Source organism: Streptomyces sp. NPDC107471, from assembly GCF_055582845.1.
In genome coordinates this window covers 1-18,885 of the sequence record NZ_JBVJPC010000018.1, presented here as the reverse complement: position 1 = coordinate 18,885, position 18,885 = coordinate 1, and the positions used below count along the sequence as shown (strand labels likewise).

15 protein-coding genes are annotated in these 18,885 nt (G+C 71.5%); 12 read left to right on the top strand and 3 right to left on the bottom strand.

Annotated elements, in window-relative coordinates; translation table 11 throughout:
* Positions 1 to 816, bottom strand: a complete 816-nt coding sequence (locus ACZ66S_RS38600; protein WP_469906255.1) for a methyltransferase domain-containing protein — start codon at positions 814 to 816, stop codon at positions 1 to 3.
* A 139-nt stretch (positions 817 to 955) separates the two neighbouring features.
* Here ACZ66S_RS38600 and ACZ66S_RS38595 point away from each other — a divergent pair, with 139 nt between their 5' ends.
* From ACZ66S_RS38595 to ACZ66S_RS38565, 7 genes are all read left to right on the top strand, one after another.
* Positions 956 to 1,261, top strand: coding sequence for a hypothetical protein (locus ACZ66S_RS38595; protein WP_469906254.1), 306 nt, complete (start codon positions 956 to 958; stop codon positions 1,259 to 1,261).
* A gap of 193 nt (positions 1,262 to 1,454) precedes the next feature.
* Positions 1,455 to 3,683, top strand: a complete 2,229-nt coding sequence (locus tag ACZ66S_RS38590; RefSeq protein WP_469906253.1) for an MMPL family transporter — start codon at positions 1,455 to 1,457, stop codon at positions 3,681 to 3,683.
* Positions 3,661 to 4,236 carry a GNAT family N-acetyltransferase gene (locus ACZ66S_RS38585; RefSeq protein ID WP_469906252.1) on the top strand — a complete coding sequence of 192 codons (576 nt, stop codon included), beginning with the start codon at positions 3,661 to 3,663 and terminating at the stop codon, positions 4,234 to 4,236. Before ACZ66S_RS38590 ends, ACZ66S_RS38585 begins: the two co-directional genes overlap by 23 nt.
* 35 nt (positions 4,237 to 4,271) lie before the next feature.
* On the top strand, positions 4,272 to 4,850 hold the full coding sequence (locus ACZ66S_RS38580) for a hypothetical protein (protein WP_469906251.1): 579 nt from the start codon (positions 4,272 to 4,274) through the stop codon (positions 4,848 to 4,850).
* Between the two features lie 196 nt (positions 4,851 to 5,046).
* Positions 5,047 to 5,235: a hypothetical protein gene (locus tag ACZ66S_RS38575; protein WP_469906250.1), complete on the top strand. Its 189-nt coding sequence runs from the start codon at positions 5,047 to 5,049 to the stop codon at positions 5,233 to 5,235.
* Positions 5,236 to 5,375: 140 nt separating this feature from the next.
* Positions 5,376 to 8,462: a helix-turn-helix transcriptional regulator gene (locus tag ACZ66S_RS38570; protein WP_469906322.1), complete on the top strand. Its 3,087-nt coding sequence runs from the start codon at positions 5,376 to 5,378 to the stop codon at positions 8,460 to 8,462.
* Between the two features lie 35 nt (positions 8,463 to 8,497).
* Positions 8,498 to 8,710, top strand: coding sequence for a DUF6191 domain-containing protein (locus tag ACZ66S_RS38565; RefSeq protein WP_469906249.1), 213 nt, complete (start codon positions 8,498 to 8,500; stop codon positions 8,708 to 8,710).
* On the opposite strand, the gene ACZ66S_RS38560 is transcribed toward ACZ66S_RS38565, so the two are convergent.
* Both ACZ66S_RS38560 and ACZ66S_RS38555 read right to left on the bottom strand, forming a co-directional pair.
* Complete coding sequence (locus ACZ66S_RS38560) at positions 8,703 to 9,881, bottom strand: PQQ-dependent sugar dehydrogenase (RefSeq protein ID WP_469906248.1); 1,179 nt, start codon at positions 9,879 to 9,881, stop codon at positions 8,703 to 8,705. The genes ACZ66S_RS38565 and ACZ66S_RS38560 overlap by 8 nt on opposite strands.
* 129 nt (positions 9,882 to 10,010) lie before the next feature.
* Positions 10,011 to 11,009, bottom strand: a complete 999-nt coding sequence (locus ACZ66S_RS38555) for an aldo/keto reductase (RefSeq protein ID WP_469906247.1) — start codon at positions 11,007 to 11,009, stop codon at positions 10,011 to 10,013.
* Between the two features lie 75 nt (positions 11,010 to 11,084).
* Between ACZ66S_RS38555 and ACZ66S_RS38550 the strand changes: the two genes are divergently transcribed.
* The 5 genes from ACZ66S_RS38550 to ilvC form a co-directional block, all read left to right on the top strand.
* Positions 11,085 to 12,035: a 2-hydroxyacid dehydrogenase gene (locus tag ACZ66S_RS38550; protein WP_469906246.1), complete on the top strand. Its 951-nt coding sequence runs from the start codon at positions 11,085 to 11,087 to the stop codon at positions 12,033 to 12,035.
* 437 nt (positions 12,036 to 12,472) lie between these two features.
* The gene (locus ACZ66S_RS38545) at positions 12,473 to 15,469 is read left to right on the top strand and encodes a putative bifunctional diguanylate cyclase/phosphodiesterase (RefSeq protein ID WP_469906245.1); all 2,997 of its coding nucleotides are present in this window, start codon (positions 12,473 to 12,475) and stop codon (positions 15,467 to 15,469) included.
* Between the two features lie 207 nt (positions 15,470 to 15,676).
* On the top strand, positions 15,677 to 17,521 hold the full coding sequence (locus tag ACZ66S_RS38540) for an acetolactate synthase large subunit (RefSeq protein ID WP_469906244.1): 1,845 nt from the start codon (positions 15,677 to 15,679) through the stop codon (positions 17,519 to 17,521).
* Between the two features lie 21 nt (positions 17,522 to 17,542).
* The gene (gene ilvN / locus ACZ66S_RS38535; protein WP_037712203.1) at positions 17,543 to 18,070 is read left to right on the top strand and encodes an acetolactate synthase small subunit; all 528 of its coding nucleotides are present in this window, start codon (positions 17,543 to 17,545) and stop codon (positions 18,068 to 18,070) included.
* 110 nt (positions 18,071 to 18,180) lie between these two features.
* The coding region (gene ilvC, locus ACZ66S_RS38530) for a ketol-acid reductoisomerase (RefSeq protein WP_469906243.1) at positions 18,181 to 18,885 on the top strand (705 nt) is incomplete at its 3' end.

Here is an 18,885-nt window from a genome sequence, read left to right as displayed (position 1 = left end):
CTACTTACGGCGTCCCACCAGCCGTACGAAGCCCAGCGCGCGGCCCTCGTCGGCGCGGACCATCTCGCCGACCTCGCGGGCCATCGTGCGATGGAACTCCTCGGGGCTCTCCTCGGCGATCACCTCGCACCACAGCAGCCAGTCCCGCCAGCCGTCCGGCTGCCACTCGGCCGTCTCCACCTCGACGGCTCCGCTGCGGGTCCAGTGCCGCCGCCACCAGTCGGCGGTGTGGAAGCACCAGAAATCGGGCTCCCACCACTGCCGGAGATGCTCCGGCGGCTCGATGCCGTCCGGCTCCTCCCGCAGCGCCGGCACCACGACCCCGATCCGCCCGCCCGGCTTCAGCAGCCGGGTCAGCGTGGGCAGATAGAGGTCGGCCGTGCCGAAGTACTGGTACGCGTCGATGCTCACGATCGCGTCGAAGCTGCCCTCGGCGAACGGCAGGTCGTGCGCCTCGGCGTGCACGGGCAGCACCCGGTCGGCGAAGCCGGCCTCGGCGATGCGTCGCGCGTTCTCGTCCGGCTTGATCCACAGGTCGGCCGCGGTGACCTGGACGTCGTACTCCCTGGCCAGGAAGACCGAGGTCATCGCGCGGCCGCAGCCCAGGTCGAGCACGCGGGCGCAGGGGCGCAGGGTGTCCAGGCCGAGGGCGGGCGCGAGCCACTCGAGCAGCCACAGCGCGTTCGGGCCCATCTGGTTCTCGATGACCCAGCGGACGTCGTAGCTGTTGCTGCGGGGGTAGCGGGCCTGGGTCAGCCGTCGGGTGAGGTCCTCATTCGAGGTCTGCGAGGTCCTCTGGGTGATGTCGTCTGGCATCGGTGAACGGGCTCCTTGAGTCCTGAGAGACGGAAAGGGATACGGCGGAGCTCGGTCGGACGCTCAAACAACGCACCTGCTTCGGTCGGGGGCCGGAGGGGCCCGGTTCTCTCAGCGGAACACGCTACGCTCGCCCGCCATGAACGGTCCTGCGAATTCCGAGCCGTCCGACATACAGGAGGAGTACGACGACCAGGCGCTGGACGCCCGGCGGGCCCGCTGGACGGCCTCCGGCACCGGTGCCCTGCTGGCCCTCGCCGGGCTGGCCGCGGCGGCGCTCCGCGCGGCCGGCAGCGCCCCCGCGCTGGTGCCGGCGGCCTACGCCTTCGGCGCCGCGGTGTGCGCGCTCGCGGCGGTCCTGGGCTCCCGGGGACGCACCCGCAGAGCCCTGTGGCTGCTGATCGTAGGCGTCATGGTGATGGCGCTGGGCGACCAGTTCGACTGACGTGACAGAGTGAACGTTACTGTCCTGTGATCTGTCTCCCACTCCTGTGAATAAGCGCACGATCGAGGTAAACGATCACATTTGCCTGCAAGAGTGGTCCACGCATTGCTCATGCGTTCTTTGCGGGCCGTTCACCTCATGAACGACTGTTCCCGGTCAAAGATCCACAATTCACCACCCTGGGAGCACGTTCGTGGCAGCCCTCGCACGCTGGTGTGTCCGACGACGTCTCGTCGTCGTCCTCCTGTGGCTCCTCGCCCTCGGCGGCGTGAGCGCGGCCGCCGCCGCCACCGGCTCCGCGTACTCCAACGACTACGAGGTCCCCGGCACCGAGTCGGGCCGCGCCACCCAGCTCCTCGAACACGGCTTCCCGGACCTCGGCGGCGACAGCGACACCGTCGTCTGGCACGTCACCTCGGGCTCCGTCCGGGACGCCGACGTCGAGCAGACGATGACCACCGCCCTGGGCAGGATCGCCGACCTGCCCGGCGTGACCGCCGTGGTCAGCCCCTACGACGACACGGGCTCCGGCCGGGTCAGCGCCGACGGGCACACCGCGTACGCCACCGTCACCTTCGCTGACTCCGCCGAGGACATCGACGCCTCCGAGGCGAAGGCCGTCGTGAAGGCAGCCAAGGACGCCGAGGCCGACGGGCTCCAGGTGGAGCTGGGCGGCAGCGCCGTCGCCCTCACGGAATCCTCCGGCGGGCACGTCGCCGAGGTCGTCGGGGTCCTCGTGGCCGCCGTCGTGCTGTTCCTGGCCTTCGGCTCGCTCGCCGCCTCGCTGCTGCCCATCGCCACCGCCCTGGTCGGCGTGGGCACCGCCTGGGCGGGCATCGTGCTGCTCGGGCACACCATGACCGTCGCCGACTTCGCGCCCATGCTCGGCATGCTGATCGGACTCGGCGTCGGCATCGACTACGCGCTCTTCATCGTCACCAGACACCGGCGCGGTCTCAAACGCGGGCTGGGCGTCGGCGAGTCCGTCGTGAACGCCGTCACCACCACCGGGCGCGCGGTCGTCTTCGCAGGTGCCACGGTTTGCATCGCCCTGCTGGGCATGCTGATCCTGCGCCTCGGCTTCCTCAACGGCGTCGCGATCGCCGCCTCCCTGACCGTCGTCCTCACCGTCGCCGCGTCCGTGACCCTGCTGCCCGCCCTGCTCTCCCTCATCGGCATGCGCGCCCTGAGCCGGCGCGAGCGGCGCCGGCTCGCCGAGCACGGGCCCGAGCCGGAACTGCCGACCGGGTTCGCCCACCGCTGGTCCGCGTTCGTGGAACGCCACCCCAAGCTGCTCGGCGCGATCGCCCTGCTGGTCATCACCGTCCTCGCCCTGCCCACGCTCGGCCTGCGGCTCGGCACCTCCGACCAGGGCAACGACCCCCGGTCCGCCACCACCCGGCAGGCCTACGACCTCCTCGCCGAGGGCTTCGGGCCCGGTGTCAACGGCCCGCTCACCCTGGTGACCCGCGTCGACGGCGCCGAGGACAAGCTCCGCCTCGACAACCTCGACACCACCCTGCGCACCACCGAGGGCATCGCCTCCACCACCCCGGTCACCTACGACACAGGCGGCGACCTCGCCTACTTCACGGTCGTCCCCGACTCCGCCCCGCAGTCCCGGCAGACCAGCGACCTGGTGGACCGGCTGCGCACCGAGGTGCTGCCGCGCGCCGAGACCGGCACCTCCCTCGACATCCACGTCGGCGGGATGACCGCCTCGTACGACGACTTCGCCGACGTCATCGTGGGCAAGCTGCCCCTGTTCGTCGGCGTCGTCATCGCTCTGGGCTGTCTGCTGCTCCTGCTCGCCTTCCGCTCCGTCGGCATCCCGCTGAAGGCCGCCGCGATGAACGTCGCCGCCGTGGCCGCCGCCTTCGGAGTGGTCGTGGCGATCTTCCAGTGGGGCTGGGGGAGCGAACTGCTGGGGCTGGGCCGCGCCGGGCCCATCGAACCCTTCCTGCCCGTGATCATGGTCTCGGTCCTCTTCGGGCTCTCCATGGACTACCAGGTCTTCCTGGTCAGCCGCATGTACGAGGAGTGGCTGGAGACCGGAGACAACCGGCGGGCCGTCCGCGTCGGCCTCGCCGAGACCAGCCGGGTGATCAACTCCGCCGCGGTCATCATGATCTCCGTCTTCCTCGCCTTCGTCCTCAGCGGCGACCGCGTGATCGCCATGTTCGGCATCGCGCTCGCCGCCGCCGTGGCCCTCGACGCCTTCGTCCTGCGCACCCTGCTGGTGCCCGCCCTCATGCACCTGCTCGGCGGGGCCAACTGGTGGCTGCCGGGCTGGCTGGACCGCCGGATGCCCCGCATCAGCATCGAACCGCCCGAGTGCCGTGCCGCGCATGAAAGGCTGGACGCGGTCGTGGAGCAACTGGAGAAGGAGCGGGACGGGGATGTACGCGATATCGCTGGGTGAGGACGGGGCGGAACTGCGGCCCCTGGAACCGTGGCACGCGGAGGAGTTCCTCGCCCACCTGGAGCGGGGCCGCGAGTTCATCGGGCAGTTCATCCCCTTCGGCTCCCAGGCCGTCGACGTGGCCTCGGCGCGCGAGACGCTCCAGCGGTACGCGCGGATGCGCGCCGACGACACCGGCGGTTACCACGGCATCTGGCTGGACGGAAAGCTCGTCGGCGGGGTGCTCACCCTGAACTTCGACGCCGAGCAGGGCAACTGCGAGGTCGGCTGCTGGCTGGAGCCCGCCGCGACCGGCCGCGGACTGATCACCCGGGCCATGCGGGTGCTGATCGACTGGGTGGTCGAGGAACGCGGCATCCACCGGATCGAATGGGTCGCCGCCGCCGGGAACACGGCCAGCATCAACGTCGCCCGGCGCCTGGGAATGACCCGCGACGGGGTCCGCCGCGAGGCCCACCCCTATCGTGGCGTACGGCACGACCTCGAGGTGTGGTCGATTCTCGCCCCCGAGTGGCGTGAGACACGCGCGCGTGCAGCCCGGAACGATCATTAAGAACCCTCTCAGACAGGATCCGTACGGTGCCCGACATGGGAACGAAGACTGCTGACGAAACCGGCGCCGAGACGGGCGCCGAGGCCACGACCGACGAGCAGAAGGTGAGCGTCGCCAAGACCGACGAGGTGACGGACGCGGAGGCCGTCGCGGCCGACGAGATCGATGACGAGAGCGCCGACGAGCCCGTCGAGGCCGTCCAGAAGGAGGGCCCGACCGGCGTCGGCCAGGGCGCGGGCGCCGTCGTCTCCGCCGCGCTCGGCCTGGTCTCGCTGACCGGGAGCTGGATCGGCACCATCGCGTCCGCACGGCAGTCGCTCATCGGGCAGTTGCACGCGCAGACCGCGACCTCCTCCGACGTGGCGAAGCTCCTCGACGAGGGCTACGGCGACGCCTGGAAGGCCAACGCGCTGTGGAGCGGCCTCTTCGCGCTGTTCGCCCTGCTCGTCGGTGTCGCCGTGCTGGCCCGGCCCGCCTTCGGCGCCCCCGGCAGGCCGCAGGCCGGGTGGATCAAGTCCGTCGCGTGGGGCGGTGTCGCGCTCGGGGTCATCGGCCTGCTCCTGGCCGTGCTCAAGTACACCGGCGTCCTGCTGGACCTGCCCTCCGCGGGCTGAACAACCGCAGGTCACAAGGGGTCTCAGAACATCCGTAGGTACCTTACGGAGCTTCTGAGGCCCCTTCTGCGCGTCTAAGGCCCCCGCGGCCCCCGAAGATGCGGAACTCTCCCGATGTGGCGGACCCCCCTCGGAGACGAAGGTGGAGGCATCGCAGAAAGCGAAGCCGGAAACCGACTCCGAGAAGGACCACACCATGTACTCCGCATACGAGATCTCCCAGTACCGCTCCGCCGAACTCCTCCGCCAGGCCGAGCACGAGCGGCTCGTCCGCGAGACCCTGCGCGGTCGCCGCGCCGCCCGCCGCGAAGCCGCCGAACGCACCGCGGAGGCCGACTCGCATACCGGCCGCTCCCGGCGGCACCGGTTCCTCCGCACGGCGTGAGCGCCGGGGGGAGGGAGGACGGCCGCACGGCTCTGCCCGTCCCCGCGGCCACCGCCGCGGCCGTCCTCCCGTCGGGCGGGGCCGCCCGGACAACCGGCCCCGCCCGGAAAACGGGTGACATGGCGTCGGACCCGCGTGCGATGCTCGGGCCCGTGGAGACCAGGTCCGTCAGTCCCGTGTTCGTCGGCCGCACCGAAGAGCTCGACAGCCTGAACGAAGCGCTCGCCCGCGCCGCCGCGGGCGAGCCGCAGGCGTTGCTGCTCGGCGGGGAGGCCGGCATCGGCAAGACCCGGCTCGTCGAGGAGTTCGCCACCGCCGCCTGCCGGCAGGGCGCGGTCGTCGCCCTCGGCGGCTGCGTGGAGATCGGCGCCGACGGACTGCCCTTCGCGCCCTTCTCCACCGCCCTGCGCGCCCTGCGCCGCGCCCTGCCCGAGGAACTGGCCGCCGCGGCCGCGGGCCAGGAGGAGGAACTGGCCCGGCTGCTGCCCGAGGTCGGCGAGACGAACCCCGTGCGCGGCACCGGCCGCCACGACGAGGAGAGCATGGCCCGTCTCTTCGAACTCACCGCCCGCCTCCTGGAACGCGTCGCCGCCGAGCGCACCGTCGTCGTCGCGCTGGAGGACCTCCACTGGGCCGACGCCTCCACCCGCCACCTCCTGTCCTACCTCTTCCGCACCCTGCGCACCGGCCGCCTGGTCGTCCTCGCCACCTACCGCGCCGACGACATCCACCGCCGCCACCCGCTGCGCCCCCTGCTCGCCGAACTCGACCGGCTGCGCACGGTCCGCCGCATCGAACTCGGCCGCTTCAACCGGGACGAGGTGAGCCGCCAGATAGCCGGCATCCTCGCCACCGAACCCAACCCCGCCCAGGTCGACGAGATCTTCGAACGCTCCGACGGCAACGCCTTCTTCGTCGAGGAACTCGCCGTCTGCGCCACCGAGGGCTGCGGCCCCGGACTCACCGACTCGCTCCGCGACCTGCTCCTGGTCCGCGTCGAGGGGCTGCCCGAGAGCACCCAGCGGGTCGCCCGGGTCGCCGCCGAGGGCGGTTCCACCGTGGAGTACCGGCTGCTCGCCGCCGTGACCCGGCTGGCCGAGGACGACCTCATCGAGGCGCTGCGGGTCGCCGTCAACGCCAACATCCTCATCCCGGCACCGGACGGCGACGGCTACCGCTTCCGGCACTCCCTGGTCCGCGAGGCCGTCGCCGACGACCTGCTGCCCGGCGAACGCTCCCGCCTCAACCGCCGCTACGCCGAAGCCCTGGAGGCCGACCCGACGCTCGTCCCCGCCGACGAGCGGGTCATGCGCCTGGCCAGCTACTGGTACCACGCCCACGACGCCGCCAAGGCGCTGCCCGCCGTCCTGGACGCCTCCGTCACCGCCCGCCGCCGGCACGCCTACTCCGAACAACTGCGGCTCCTGGAACGGGCGATGGAGCTGTGGGACACCGCCCCCGAGGACGTCCGGGCCGCCCTGCGCCCCGTCGACTACACCGAGGTCTACCCTCCCCCACTGTCTCAACGACGTGGGGGGACCCCCAGCGGCTGCGACCCCGCCACCGCCCCGCTGCGCTACCTCGACCTGATGGCCGAGGCCGCCGTCGCCGGCCGGCTGGGCGGCGAACGCGAACGCGCCCTGAAGATCACCAAGCGGGCCCTGAACCTCCTGGAGGACGACGGCGACCCGCTGCGCGCCGCCTGGTTCTGGGTCCAGCGCTCCCACCTCGTCCAGGGGCTGGCCCGCGGCGACGGCTGGGCCGAACTGGCCGCCGCCGAGGACCTGGTCCGCGGCCTGCCACCGTCCGAGGTGCACGCCGAGGTGCTGTCCACCGTCGCCAACTGGTCCCATGTGCACGTCCCCGGCCCGGAGGCCTTCTCGGCCGCCGAACGTGCGGTGGAGTACGCCCGCATGGTCGGCGCCCGCGAGATCGAGATGAACGCGCGGCTCACCCTCGCCGGTCTGGTGGTGGAGTCCGGCAGCGTCGGGACCGGCCTCGACGAGATGTACGACGTCCTGCGGCGGACCCTCGACGACGGCATCCCCAGCGTCGCCAGCCGCGCCTACGTCAACCTGCCCTCCTCCCTCGAGAGCATCGGCCGCTCCCGGGAGGCCGTGGCCCTGCTGGAGGAGGGGCTGACCCACGCACGACGGCACGGCCTCTCCGACAAGGAGGCCTGGATCTGGGGGAACCTCGCCGAGTCCCTCTACTCGCTGGGCCAGTGGGACCGGGCCGCGGAAGCCGCCTCCCAGGCCGAGCGGGTCGGCCAGAGCGCCAAACCCCGCGGCTTCCACGCCGTGAACCGGGCAGCGCTCTCGCTCGCCCGCGGCGAACTGACCGAGGCCGCACGTCAACTCGTCGCGGCACGCGGCTACTTGGGCTCCCACGACCAGGCCCCCCAACATGAACTCCCCCTCGCCGACATCACCATCGGAGTCGCCGCCGGCGAAGGCCGCCTCCTGGACGCCCGTGCCGAACTCGAACGCGTCCTGGACTCCGGCTTCCCGCCCGGCACCCAGCGCTACGCCTGGCCCCTGCTGATCACCGCCGCCACCATGGAGACCGACAGCCTCGGCCTGCCCGTCGCCGACCAGGGCCGCACCAAGATCCTCCACCGCATCCGGGAGGCCGCCAGGCCCCTCGCCACCCACGCGCCCGTCTGGCTGGCCCACGACCGCTGGCTCCGCGCCGAACTCCTGCGCGCCGAGTGCGCCGACACCCCGGACCACTGGTACGAGGCACTCAGCGTCGTCGAGCCCCTGGAACGCCCCTACGACCTCGCCCGCGTCCGCCACCGGCTCGCCCAGGCCCTTCTGTCCACCCCTGGCGCCGAGCAGCCCGCACGCGACCGGGCCACCGACCTGCTCCGCCTCGCTCACGCCGCCGCCGACCACCTCGGCGCCCGGCCCCTCGCCGACGCGGTCCTGCTGCTCGCCCGGCGCGCCCGCCTCACCCTGACCGCGGCCCCGGTGCCCGACCGGGCCGACCCGCTCCACTCCCTCGGCCTCACCGGGCGCGAACGCGACGTCCTGGGCCTGGTCGCCCTCGGCCGCACCAACCGCCAGATCGCGGAGGAGCTCTTCATCTCCCCGAAGACGGCCAGCGTCCATGTGTCCAACATCCTCGCCAAGCTCGGCGTCTCCGGGCGGGGCGAAGCGGCGGCGGTGGCGCACCGCCTCGGGCTGTTCCCGGCGGAGGCCCTCCACGCGCCGATCTCCGAGTGAGGCGTACGGTGGAGGAGACCGGCCGGGGAGGCTGAATGTTCAACATGTTCGAGGAACTGTTCGCGCCCGGCCGCAAGCACACCCGGGACGAGCAGAACCGGCTGGAGCTCACCCGCGAGGACGTCGGCGACGGCGACCCCGGACGCGGGCCGATAGACCTCACGTCCGGGAAGGTCGTCGTCCGCAAACCCGAGCCGGACGAGGACGAGACCTCGGGCCTTGATCGGGACGCGGATCCGGCTAGTTGACCTGTATCTCCAGGATCTTGTCGTCCCCCGCCTTGGGGCTGCCGCGCCCGTCGGTGTTGCTGGTGACGAGCCACAGCTTGTCCCCGCCCGCGGAGACCACCGTGCGCAGCCGGCCGTACTCACCCTTCAGGAACGCCTGCGGGTCGGCCGATGCCGCCGTGCCCCGCAACGGGACGCGCCACAGGCGCTGACCCTTGAGACCGGCCATCCAGACCGAGCCCTCGGCGTAGGCGACACCGCTGGGGGAGGCGTCGTCGGTGTGCCACTGGGCTGTCGGGTTGTGGAACTGCTTGTCGTCGGACTTGCCCTCGGCCGTGGGCCAGCCGTAGTTGTCGCCGGGCTTGATCGCGTTCAGCTCGTCCCAGGTGTCCTGGCCGAACTCCGAGGCGAACAGCCGCTGCTTGGAGTCCCAGGCGAGGCCCTGCACATTGCGGTGGCCGTACGAGTACACGGGGGAGTCGGGGAAGGGGTTGCCCGGGGCCGGGTCGCCCTCCGGGGTCAGGCGCAGGATCTTGCCGCCCAGGGACTCGCGGTCCTGGGACAGGCCGGTGTTGCCGCTCTCACCGGTGCCCGCGTACAGCATGCCGTCCGGGCCGAACGCGATCCGGCCGCCGTTGTGGATGAAGCCCTTCGGGATGCCCTTGAAGACGGTGTCGGGGGCGCCCAACTGCTCGCCGGACGCCTTCTGCTCGTCGTAGACCATCCTGACGACGCGGTTGTCCGAGTCGGAGGTGAAGTAGGCGTAGACCATGTGGTCCGAGGCGTAGTCCGGGGACAGGGCGATGCCCAGGAGACCGCCCTCGCCGGCCGCGGAGACCCCCGAGACCTGCCCCAGCTCCGTCTTCCGGCCCGACTGTCCGTCGATCCGGGTGATGGTGCCCTCGTCCCGTGAGGAGACGAGCAGGTCGCCGTCCGGGAGCGGGGCGAGGCCCCACGGGGTCTTGAGGCCCTCGGCGACCGTGCGCACCACCTTCACCGAGCCCTTCGCCGGCGGGGTCGCCTCCGCGGCCTGCCGGGTGGGGGAGGACCCCGAGGCCGTACTGCTCGACGAGGCGCTGTCGCCGCCCGTCGCGTCACTGCCGCCCCCTCCGCCGTCGGAGGAGCAGCCGGCCGTCAGCAGGAGCGTGGTCGCGGCCAGTACGGCCGTCACAGCTCGACGATGCACGATCATGGTCCCTTCGAAGCGGCGGGTTCTACCTGTCATACACCGCTCGCGCCTCCCAGGTTCCCGATCTCCGGACCTCGATGCGCACACCCCCGGCGCCGCCGGTCCGCACGCCCCGCCCGGTCGACGGACCCGCTAGTCCCACGAACCCTGCGCCGGCGGGAGTGCCGCCACCTCCGTGAGGTCCTGGGCGGTCAGGCGGAGCGCGGCCGCCCCCGCGTTCTCCGTCGCCCAGCGCTCCCGCTTGGTGCCCGGCACCGGGACCACGTGGCGGCCCTGCGCCAGCACCCACGCCAGCGCCACCTGGGCCGGGGTCACCCCCTCGCCGTGCCGGGCCGCTGTGCGGCGCAGGCCGGAGACGATCGGCTGGTTCGCGGCCATCATCTCGGCGGTGAAGCGGGGGTGGCGGGCGCGGACGTCGTCCCGTTCGAAGCCCTGGCCCGGAGTCAGGGTGCCGGTCAGGAAGCCGTTGCCGAGGGGCATCGCCGCGAGGAAGCCGATGCCGCGCTCCGCGCACCACGGCACCAGGGTCTCCAGAGCCTCCGGCGACCACACCGACAGCTCGGCCTCCACCGCGCTCACCGGGAAGACCTGCTGGACCCGCCGCAACTGCCGGACCGTCGCGTCGTACAGCCGTGTTCCGGAGCGGCGCCCGCCCCGCGCCCCCATCGCGCAGAGCCCCAACGCCCGTACTTTTCCGGCCTGTACGAGCTCCGCCATCGCACCCCAGGTCTCCTCCACCGGGACCTCGGGGTCCTCGCGGTGCAGTTGGTAGAGGTCGATCACATCGGTCTGGAGCCGCCGCAGGGAGGCGTCGCAGGCTCTTCTCACATAGCCGGGGCGGCCGTTGGCCACGATGTGCTGCTCGCCCACCAGCAGGCCGACCTTGGTCGACACGAACGCGTCCTGGCGCCGCTCCTTCAACACCCGCCCCAGCAACAGCTCGTTGGTGAACGGGCCGTACATGTCGGCGGTGTCCAGCAGCGTCGAGCCCAGATCGAGCGCCCGGTGCACGGCCCTGACCGACTCGTCCCCCCGCTGCCGCGACCCGCTGTAGGCCCAGCTCATCGGCATGCACCCGAGTCCGACGGCTCCCACCGCGAGCGCCGCCGCGCCGATCGTCCTGCGCTCCACCTGCTCGTGACCCTCCCTCTTCCGGCCCCCAACCTAACCTCTGGGCTCCCGGGCGCCTGACATAGCCTCCGGAGCATGAGTGCTGACGTGTGGCTTCCGATCCCGCCCGACGACATCGAGGGGCTCCCCGAGGGCCCCGACTACCGTTTCTGGAACGGCCAGGAGGACTTCCCTGCCGACCCGGCCGACTGCGCCTACTACGTCGTCCCCTACATGAAGCCCCTGGACGTGGTCCTGCGGCCGATGCCCCACCTCAGTTCCGTCGAGGTCGTGCAGACGCTGTCGGCGGGCGTCGACAACGTGACCCCGGGTCTGAAGCACCTGCGTCCCGGTGTGCGGCTGTGCAACGCGCGCGGTGTGCACGAGGCGAGCACCGCCGAGCTCACCCTCGCTCTGGTCCTCGCCTCGCTGCGCGGCATCCCCGACTTCGTGCGCGCCCAGGACAAGGGGGAGTGGCGCGGGGGGTTCCATCCCGCGCTCGCCGACAAGAGCGTCCTCATCGTCGGCTACGGCTCGATCGGCTCCGCCATCGAGGACCGGCTCGTACCGTTCGAGGTCGCGCGGGTGGCGCGCGTCGCGCGCTCCGCGCGCACCACGGAGCGCGGCCCCGTGCACCCGCTCGCCGAACTGCCCGCCCTGCTCCCCGAGGCGGACGTCGTCATCCTGTCCACGCCCCTCGACGAGACCACGCGTCACCTGGCCGACGCCGAGTTCCTTGCCCGTATGAAGGACGGCGCGCTCCTCGTGAACGTCGCCCGCGGCCCGGTCGTCGACACCAAGGCGCTGCTCGCCGAGCTGGAGAGCGGCCGCATCACCGCCGCCCTCGACGTCACCGATCCCGAGCCGCTGCCCCAGGGCCACCCCTTGTGGCAGGCGCCGGGCGTACTGGTCAGTCCCCATGTCGGAGGACCCACGTCGGCGTTCCTGCCGCGCGCCAAACGCCTGTTGGTGGACCAGTTGAACCGTTATGTGAACCAGGAGCCCCTGCGCAACGTGATCCTTACGACGGGGTCCGACGGCGCGTGACGCGTGACAAGCGCACCGGCGGGCGCGGGCGCGCAACGGGCGTGTAATCCGTTTCCGGTACCCTCCGCAACCTTTCGGACGCGGTCCGTGCCCGCATCGCCGCTGGTCGTCACGGAGCGTAGAGGAACTATGTCCCTGAGTGACGAGACTGGTGTATCGTCCCGACAGGGGCTGCGCCGCGCACCGTTCGGCGCCGGGGATGGACATTGCAGACTGTGAGGGGGGCGACGGGCGATGCACGGCCTATGGACCAACGATCCGACGCGGCGGGGCCGCCGGCTCCGACCCTGGCACACGGCCGCGCGCAGACGCGGCCACCACGCCGGTCACGGCGGTCACCACAGCCATCACCGCAGGCACAGCGGCCGCAGGAGGCATGCGCACCCGGCGCACCCGGACCCCCGGGACCCCGGAGCGGCGCGGACCGGGAGGGCCCGGTGAGCTCGCCCCCGTCTCCCACGACCACCCTCGACGGAGCGCTGCGGGCCCGGCCCGCCCGGGGGGCGCTGCCCTCCCGGCCGCCGGTCTCCCGCCGCGGGTCGAGCCTGGCCCACCAGCTCCTCCTCGCCCTGGTCTGCGCGGGATACGCCATCGGCTCCGCGCTCAACTGGGGCTCGCGCGAAGTGGCCCTGATCATGGGCGACTTCGGGCTGAGCGCCGCGGCGGGCACGGCCGCCGTGTCGTGCTTCGTCTACGCCCGTAACCGCAGGGTCCGCTTTCGACCCGCCTGGCTGCTCTTCGCGCTGTCCTCGACGATGGCGTCCCTCGGCAACCTGATCTGGGGGTGGTACGAGGTCGTCCTGGGCCGGCCCGTGCCCAGCCCCAGCTACGCCGACCTGTTCTTCCTGTGTTTCGCGCCGCCCGCCATCGTGGGTCTGCTGGTCCTCGCCAAGCGGCCGGTGACCAAGGCGGGCTGGGTCTGTCTCGGCCTCGACTCCTGGCTGATCGGCGGCTCGCTGCTCACGCTCTCCTGGAGCCTGGCCCTCGCCCAGGCGGCGAAGTCCGAGGGGCCGAGCGTCGCGCACACCGCGCTGTCCCTGGCGTACCCGATGCTGGACATCGCCCTCGTCAGCATGGTCCTCGCGCTGCACTTCCGGCGCTCGGCGGTCAACCGCACCGCGGTGAACACCGCGATCGGCGCGCTCGCCCTGACCGTGATGTGCGACGCCCTGTTCACCTCGCCGCTGTTGCACAACAGCTACCGCTCCGGCCAGTTGCTGGACGCCGGCTGGTTCGCCGGCTCCCTGCTGCTCGCCTACGCACCCTGGGCCGCGCCCCGGCACCCGGAGAGCGACCGGCAGCGGCCGACCGGGCACACGCGCGTGGTGCGCGAACACCTGCCCCGCCAGCGGTTCGGGATCCAGCACCACCCGTCCGCGCAGGGAGCGCCGGGCGGCGACCACGGCCGGTATCCGGGCACCCGGCCCATCACCGGGTCGCTGGCCGCCCTCACGCCCTACCTCGCCGCCGCGGTCTGCACGTTGGGGATCCTCTACAACGTCCTCAACGGCCGCAGCGTGGACCGCGTGGTGCTGCTCACCGGCGGCACCGTCGTGCTCGCCCTCGTGGTGCGCCAGGGCATCATGCTGCTCGACAACATCACCCTCACCCAGGAACTGGCGCAGAAGGAGAACCACTTCCGCTCCCTGGTGCAGGGCTCCAGCGACGTCATCATGATCGCCGCGCCCAACGGCATCCTCCGGTACGTCTCCCCGGCCGCCGCCGGTGTCTACGGACGCCCCGCCGAGGAACTCGTGGGCACGGAACTGGCCGGTCTGATCCACCCGGAGGACCTGGGCTGCGTGGTGCACGAGGTGCGCCGCTTCCTCGCCGCCAATCCCCTGGAGGAACCCACCACCCGCATCGAGTGCCGTTTCCGGTCCGGTGACGGCGGCTGGCTCAACGTCGAGTCCACCGTCAACCGCCACCACGGCGGCCTCATCTTCAACAGCCGGGACGTGACCGAGAGAGTGCGCCTGCAGGCGCAGCTCCAGCACAACGCCGAGCACGACCCGCTGACCGACCTGCCCAACCGCGCCCTGTTCACCCGGCGCGTCCAGCAGGCGCTGTCCGGCCGCCGGTCCTCCGACCGCGGCACGGCCGTCCTCTTCATCGACCTGGACGGCTTCAAGGCCGTCAACGACACGATCGGGCACCAGGCCGGGGACGAACTGCTCGTCCAGGCCGCCCGCAGACTGCAGGACGCGGTCCGGTACGGGGACACCGCCTCCCGGCTCGGCGGGGACGAGTTCGCCGCGCTGATCGTCGGGGACGGCACCCGCGACCGCACCGCGCGCGAGGGCAACATCCTGGAGCTCGCCGACCGCCTCAGGGTCACGCTCTCCCAGCCGTACCTCATCGACGGCAACGATGTCCGGGTCGCCGCCTCCATCGGCGTCGCCTTCGCCGAGCCCGGCCTCGGAGCGGGCGAGATCCTGCGCAACGCGGACCTCGCGATGTACCGCGCCAAGGCGGGCGGCAAGGGCCGGGTCGAGCTGTACGCGCCGCAGATGCAGCAGGACGTCGTACGGAAGGCGGAGCTGGCCACGCGCCTGCGTGCCGCGCTGCACGACGGCGAGTTCGCCCTGCTGCACCAGCCCGTCGTCTGCCTGGAGGACGGCCGGATCACCTCGGTCTCCGCCCAGGCGCGCTGGCGCTCCTCCCAGGGGGTGCTGTTCACGCCCGCCGAGTTCCTGCGGGTGGCCGAGGACAGCGACCGGACGCAGGAGCTCGGCCGCTGGATCCTGGAGGAGGCCGTGGAGCAGGCCGCCGAGCGGGCCGCGAACGGACTCACCGTGCCCGTGGCGGTCCGGATGGGCGCCCAGCGGCTGCTGGACCGCTCGCTGCCCCTGGGGTCCGTCGAGGCGCTGCTGACCCGGCACGGACTGCCGTCCGGCTCCCTGGTCATCGAGCTGTCCGACACCGACCCCCGGGTCTCGCTGGACGAGCTGGAGCGCCGGCTGACCGCGCTGCGGCGGGTCGGTGTCCGGATCGCCCTGGACGGCTTCGGCAGCGGCTACGCGGCGATCACCGCGCTGCGCAGACTCCCCGTGGACGTGCTCAAGCTCGACCGCAGCCTGGTCGAGGGCGTCGTCGAGTCCGCCCGCCTGCACAAGATCACCAGTGGGCTGCTCAGAATCGCCGGGGACCTCGGACTCCAGTCCGTGGCCGACGGGGTGGACCTGCCCGAACAGGTGGTCGCCCTGCGCGCGATGGGCTGCACGCACGGACAGGGCGTGGCGTTCGCAGGACCGCTGGACGAGTACCGGCTGCGCAGGGCGCTGGCCTCGGGGCAGTACCCGGTGCCGCACGGCCCCGCGGAACCCGCCTTCGCGGGCGGCGGTACGGGCGTCTACGGCGGAGGCATGACCGCCGTACTCGGTGGTGGGACGACCCTCCGCTCACATAATGAGACTCCCGTCCCACCCACTTGACAGTGAGTGCGTGCCGGGGGGAGGGTCAGTCTCATGCGCACCCGAATTCTCGTACTTGGAAAGCGCGTCGGCTGACGCTGAGCCACAGACCGCTCAGCGATCCCCACCCGGCGCGCTCCCCTCGCTTGCCTTCTGGCACGAGGGGTTTTTTGTTGCCCAGTCTCCCCACCTCAGCTTCACACCCTCAGCATCGAGAAGAGAATGACGATGACCGAGCAGGCCACCGGGGCCCATCCGCAGCCGCGGCCCCGATCCGGAGGACAGCAGTCCGCCCCCGAGCACGTCACGGGCGCGCAGTCCCTCATCCGCTCTCTCGAGGAGGTGGGCGCCGAGACGGTATTCGGCATTCCCGGCGGTGCCATCCTTCCGGCGTACGACCCGCTGATGGACTCCACCCGGGTGCGCCACGTCCTGGTCCGGCACGAGCAGGGCGCGGGCCACGCGGCCACCGGTTACGCGCAGGCCACCGGCAAGGTCGGTGTCTGCATGGCGACCTCGGGTCCCGGTGCCACCAACCTGGTCACCCCGATCGCGGACGCCCACATGGACTCGGTGCCGCTCGTGGCGATCACCGGCCAGGTGGCCTCCAAGGCGATCGGCACGGACGCCTTCCAGGAGGCGGACATCGTCGGCATCACCATGCCGATCACCAAGCACAACTTCCTCGTCACCAAGGCCGAGGACATCCCGCGGGTCATCGCGCAGGCGTTCCACATCGCCTCCACCGGCCGCCCGGGACCGGTCCTGGTCGACATCGCCAAGGACGCGCTCCAGGCGAAGACGACCTTCTCCTGGCCGCCCGTCATGGACCTGCCCGGCTACCGCCCGGTGACCAAGCCGCACGCCAAGCAGATCCGCGAGGGCGCCAAGCTGATCACCCAGGCCAAGCGGCCCGTCCTCTACGTCGGCGGCGGTGTCATCAAGTCCGGCGCCACCGCCGAGCTGAAGGTCCTCGCGGAACTCACCGGAGCTCCCGTCACCACCACCCTGATGGGGCTCGGCGCATTCCCCGACAGCCACCCGCTGCACGTGGGAATGCCGGGCATGCACGGTTCGGTCACCGCCGTCACCGCGCTGCAGAAGGCCGACCTGATCGTCGCCCTCGGTACCCGTTTCGACGACCGCGTCACCGGCAAGCTGGACAGCTTCGCCCCGCACGCCAAGATCGTCCACGCCGACATCGACCCGGCCGAGATCGGCAAGAACCGCGCCGCCGACGTGCCGATCGTCGGTGACGCCCGCGAGGTCATCGCCGACCTGATCCAGGCCGTCCAGAAAGAGCACAGCGAGGGCCACCAGGGCGACTACAGCGCCTGGTGGAAGGACCTCACCCGCTGGCGCGAGACCTACCCGCTCGGCTACGACCTGCCCGCCGACGGCTCGCTCTCCCCGCAGCAGGTCATCGAGCGGATCGGCCAACTCGCCCCCGAGGGCACGATCTTCGCGGCGGGCGTGGGCCAGCACCAGATGTGGTCCGCGCACTTCATCCAGTACGAGAACCCCGCCACCTGGCTGAACTCCGGCGGCGCCGGAACCATGGGCTACGCGGTCCCGGCCGCGATGGGCGCCAAGGCCGGCATGCCGGGCAGCACCGTCTGGGCGATCGACGGCGACGGCTGCTTCCAGATGACCAACCAGGAACTGACCACCTGCGCCCTGAACAACATCCCGATCAAGGTCGCCATCATCAACAACGGCGCCCTCGGGATGGTCCGCCAGTGGCAGACCCTCTTCTACAACCAGCGCTACTCCAACACCGTGCTGCACAGCGGTCCGGAGGACGTCAACCCGGACGCGAAGGGCACGCGCGTGCCGGACTTCGTGAAGCTGTCCGAGGCGATGGGCTGCGTGGGCCTGCGCTGCGAGCGCCCGGAGGACCTGGACAAGGTCATCGCGGAGGCGAACTCCATCAACGACCGTCCCGTCGTCGTCGACTTCATCGTCCACGAGGACGCGATGGTGTGGCCGATGGTCGCCGCCGGCACCTCCAACGACGAGATCATGGCCGCCCGGGACGTCCGCCCCGACTTCGGCGACAACGAAGACGACTGAGAGCCGTAAAGGAAGCAGACCATGTCCAAGCACACGCTCTCCGTCCTGGTGGAGAACACCCCGGGCATCCTGGCCCGGATCGCCGCCCTCTTCTCGCGCCGCGGCTTCAACATCGACTCGCTCGCGGTCGGAGTCACCGAGCACCCCGAGATCTCCCGGATCACCATCGTGGTCAGCGTGGTCGACGAACTGCCGCTGGAGCAGGTGACCAAGCAGCTCAACAAGCTCGTCAACGTCCTGAAGATCGTCGAACTGGAGCCGGGTTCCGCGGTTCAGCGCGAACTCGTTCTGGTGAAGGTGCGTGCCGACAACGAGACGCGCTCCCAGATCGTCGAGATCGTCCAGTTGTTCCGCGCCAAGACCGTCGACGTCTCGCCGGAGGCCGTCACCATCGAGGCCACCGGCTCCAGCGACAAGCTGTCCGCGATGCTGAAGATGCTGGAGCCGTTCGGCATCAAGGAGCTGGTCCAGTCCGGCACCATCGCCATCGGCCGCGGCGCCCGCTCGATCACCGACCGCTCGCTGCGCGCCCTCGACCGCAGCGCCTGACACCGGCTACGGGCGGCTTCGGCCGCCCGTATGCCGAGACCCCGAACCTTCATCCCATCCCGCCGTCATACGGTGGGACGCAACACCTGCACCCAAGGAGAGAACCCAAAGTGGCCGAGCTGTTCTACGACGCCGACGCCGACCTGTCCATCATCCAGGGCCGCAAGGTCGCGGTCATCGGTTACGGCAGCCAGGGCCACGCCCACGCGCTGTCGCTCCGTGACTCGGGTGTCGACGTGCGTGTCGGTCTGCACGAGGGCTCCAAGTCCAAGGCGAAGGCCGAGGAGCAGGGCCTGCGCGTGGTGACGCCGTCCGAGGCCGCCGCCGAGGCCGACGTCATCATGATCCTGGTCCCGGACCCGATCCAGGCCCAGGTCTACGAGGAGTCCATCAAGGACAACCTGAATGACGGCGACGCGCTGTTCTTCGGCCACGGCCTGAACATCCGCTTCGACTTCATCAAGCCCCCGGCGGGCGTCGACGTCTGCATGGTCGCCCCGAAGGGCCCGGGCCACCTGGTGCGCCGCCAGTACGAGGAGGGCCGCGGCGTCCCGTGCATCGCCGCCGTCGAGCAGGACGCCTCCGGCAACGCCTTCGCGCTCGCGCTGTCGTACGCCAAGGGCATCGGCGGCACCCGCGCCGGCGTCATCAAGACGACCTTCACCGAGGAGACCGAGACCGACCTGTTCGGTGAGCAGGCCGTTCTCTGCGGTGGTACGGCCGCGCTGGTCAAGGCCGGTTTCGAGACGCTGACCGAGGCCGGTTACCAGCCGGAGATCGCGTACTTCGAGTGCCTGCACGAGCTGAAGCTCATC